Origin of the sequence: Chryseobacterium sp. (genome assembly GCF_022712095.1) — a bacterium.
Classification (GTDB): domain Bacteria; phylum Bacteroidota; class Bacteroidia; order Flavobacteriales; family Weeksellaceae; genus Chryseobacterium.
In genome coordinates this window covers 1-3,082 of record NZ_JALAHD010000233.1, presented here as the reverse complement: position 1 = coordinate 3,082, position 3,082 = coordinate 1, and the positions used below count along the sequence as shown (strand labels likewise).

Annotated in this window: 3 protein-coding genes; all 3 read right to left on the bottom strand. The window is 32.0% G+C overall.

Annotation, left to right across the window (positions count from 1 at the left end):
* Positions 1-378: 378 nt before the first annotated feature.
* Positions 379-792 carry a CBS domain-containing protein gene (locus Q0A18_RS12285; protein WP_292010441.1) on the bottom strand — a complete coding sequence of 138 codons (414 nt, stop codon included), beginning with the start codon at positions 790-792 and terminating at the stop codon, positions 379-381.
* A 167-nt stretch (positions 793-959) separates the two neighbouring features.
* A complete protein-coding gene (locus Q0A18_RS12280) occupies positions 960-1,814 on the bottom strand; it encodes a thiopeptide-type bacteriocin biosynthesis protein (RefSeq protein ID WP_292010440.1) in 855 nt (284 codons plus the stop codon).
* A partial coding sequence (locus Q0A18_RS12275; protein ID WP_292010439.1) for a lantibiotic dehydratase family protein occupies positions 1,811-3,082 on the bottom strand: 1,272 nt, incomplete at its 5' end. The genes Q0A18_RS12275 and Q0A18_RS12280, both read right to left, overlap by 4 nt.

The following is a 3,082-nucleotide window of genomic DNA, read 5'->3' as shown; positions in this document are numbered from 1 at the left end:
TTGTGTTTTTTATATATAAAAAAGTGAGAACGAAATAACGCAATAAACTATTACTTCCTTATTGCTGATGTATATTCTATTCAAACAGGTTTATCATTTATTTTTTACTAAATCCCAACTTAAGCGACTTATAATTCAACTCCAGTATGGTATGATCTGTTTGATGTTGCAAAGTTAATTCAACTTTAGTCTACCATTATGGTCCAGTTTTCATAAATACTTATAGTCCAGATATTAAAACACCGCCTAATCAGCAGACTTATGTGAATATAAAGCAGATTTCAGATACTTATAACACAAAGTCGCAATACTTTATGAGTATTACGACTTCTTTCTGGTCTTCCAGAAATCAAATATTGAGTGCAATAATAGTTTTGGTTAATATTGAGCCAGGAAATAATTCAGTAAATCGGTTGTAGTTACGATTCCCTTAAGCTCACCATCTTCAACAACCGGCACAGAATGAAAGCTATGCTTTGAAAGAAGCTCTGTCACTTCTTTTATATTGGCTGACGGAGGTATCGTCACCAATGTTTTTGCCATAATCTGTGGAATGGTATAGGTTTCATATACTACAGATTCAACTTCATCCGAGTCTGTAACATCGGTATAACTTATTTTCAGTAGATCTGAAAGACTTATAATTCCGATTAGTTTTTTCCCATCGACTACGGGAAGGTGGCGCAGATTATTTTCTTTTAAAAGCTTCTCAGCGTCATAAAGGGTATTAGTTGTATTAAGGGTAATTAGTTTAGTACTCATAATCTGAGATACAGGAACGCGTTGTTTCATTTCATCAATTCTTAAGGGTTAAACATTTTTCCTATATCAAATATAGAGACAACGAAGGTCTAAACTGGTGATGAAAATCATCATTCACCAATGATATTGGTCAAAAGAATTATGGGAATTTATTTGTAACTTAATATGTTAATACTAACTTTTGCTATTCTTTATAGTTACATTTCTAAGCGTGATCGATAAACTAATGTTTTATAGTACCTGACCAGATAATCATAAATAACCATTTCAAACAACCTTTGATTGGAAACAAAGAGCCTGTTGATATTCATATGAAATATACTTTGAAAAAAAACAGACAGAGGCATTCCAAGAGATCCGTTTTTATCATGTGAAAGAATATTCTGAAACAAAATTCTACTTTCCTGAATATTGGAAAGAATAAGTTCTCTCGCTTCGGAAAACCCTTCCGCTTTAATAAACTCAAGAAATTGAGGTTTAAATTCTCTGTATTTTTTATCTAACTGACTGTTCAGTTTTTTATCTGCATGGAATTCATATTTGAAAGATTCATTTGAACTTTTTACCCATTCCAGTTTTTCCTGATCAGTAAGATGAAGTTCATTTAAAATTCCGTCAATATAGAAAAGGGTTATCATTATTTTTTCGTCATCATCAAAGAAGAGACTGTATAAAGCATATTGACTGCTGAGCCAGAATAAAGTTTCAGCATCTTCTATAGTATTTTCGCCATACCTTTCCAACTCCCGAACATAGGTATCCATTACAACATTTGAAATTTCCCCGGACTTCATATAAGGTTTTAAAATACTGTTAATCTTCTCCAGAGCTTCACTGTAATAAAAGTTTTCCTTCAGCATTAGTCTGATTCTCAAATGAGGTTTAGGATCGTTGTAACGAATAAAAAACCACTTCAAAATTTTCCCTTTATCTAAAAAGCTTTGAACCAAAGGCTGTATTGCTTCTTCTAAAATGACATCAGCCGTTTTCAGACCAGTGTATATTTTAAGATAGAGACATTGGCTACCGGGCATCAATTTTCTTTCTATCATTTCAATGCTTTTTCCTTATACATGGGAAATATGAATTCATACCTGAAATCTTCATGTTCATTATACAGGAATTCTTCAATAATGATAACTTTTCTATGCTTTATAGAATGAATAAACATCAGGAGTAAATCATAATTTTCCAGGTTAATTGTGAGCCTATTATCAAGCTCTACCCATTGTATCCACTGAGGTATTTTTCTCTTGGTTCTCCATTCTTTAATTTCATTCAATAACATATTCCCGTCCTCTTTATATAGTAATAAGTAATTGATTTCTTTTTCTGTAATCTTCCACCTTGCTTTTGATATAATTATATTCTGATATTCCACGCGAGGTAAAAAATGATATAGATGTTTTAAATCCCCCCAACTAAAATAAACTCCAGTACGAACATTTTGCGAATGTATATCACAGAGGAAGTGATAAACCGGTAAAGAATTGGATAAATAATTGTGAGCATTAGTAAGATAAGGTCTTATTTCTTTATTCAGTTTTTTGGATCGTAAAATTATTTTGTTATTCTTTAATGAAATATATAAATCCTCTATTAAGATCTGATTTTCTTCCGGTAAAACAGATTGTGCCAGAAAAGGTATTTCATAAGAACGTAAAGTAGGTCTTCTTATCACATTTCCTGTTCTGGTTTCCGGCAGATGGATAATTTCAGCCAGAATATAATGAGCGTTCAGTTCTGATTCTTTTTCAGTAATTCTTTTAGTTAAAGAATGTATATCTGATTTTTCGGAGCAAAACCTTCCCAACAAATTTGCGGCACTGCTTCCGCCACCTCCATCTAAAAAAAGTTTTTCATTTTCATTTTCAGAGATGATTTCTGCCATACAGGAAAATGTATCGGGTAAATCATTCCAACATTCTTCAATATCTTTAAAATCATCATCAGATAATTCAATCTTATCCTGATTATTAGTTAAAGTATTTTGTAACTTTTCATTCAAGACTTGCTGTACAGCATCGAGATGAATTTTCAGGGGCTCATCTTTCTTGCTGTGAGGAAGGTTTAAATCTTCCAGATAAGGATGTAATCCTTTTGAAGAAAGATCCTGTCTGTACCCAATTCCAATCTCTGTGTCTAATGCATAAGCTAATGAAACTTCCTCCGCTTCAAATCTCTCATAAAATGCATTTTTGAATTTCTCAAAATGAGATTCCTTTTGAAAAGGAGTAATTTTATTCAGGAAACTTATTCCTTTCTTTATTTTTTCCTGCCAGTAAAGAGGCAACTTCTTTTTTTCATCAGAATATAAATC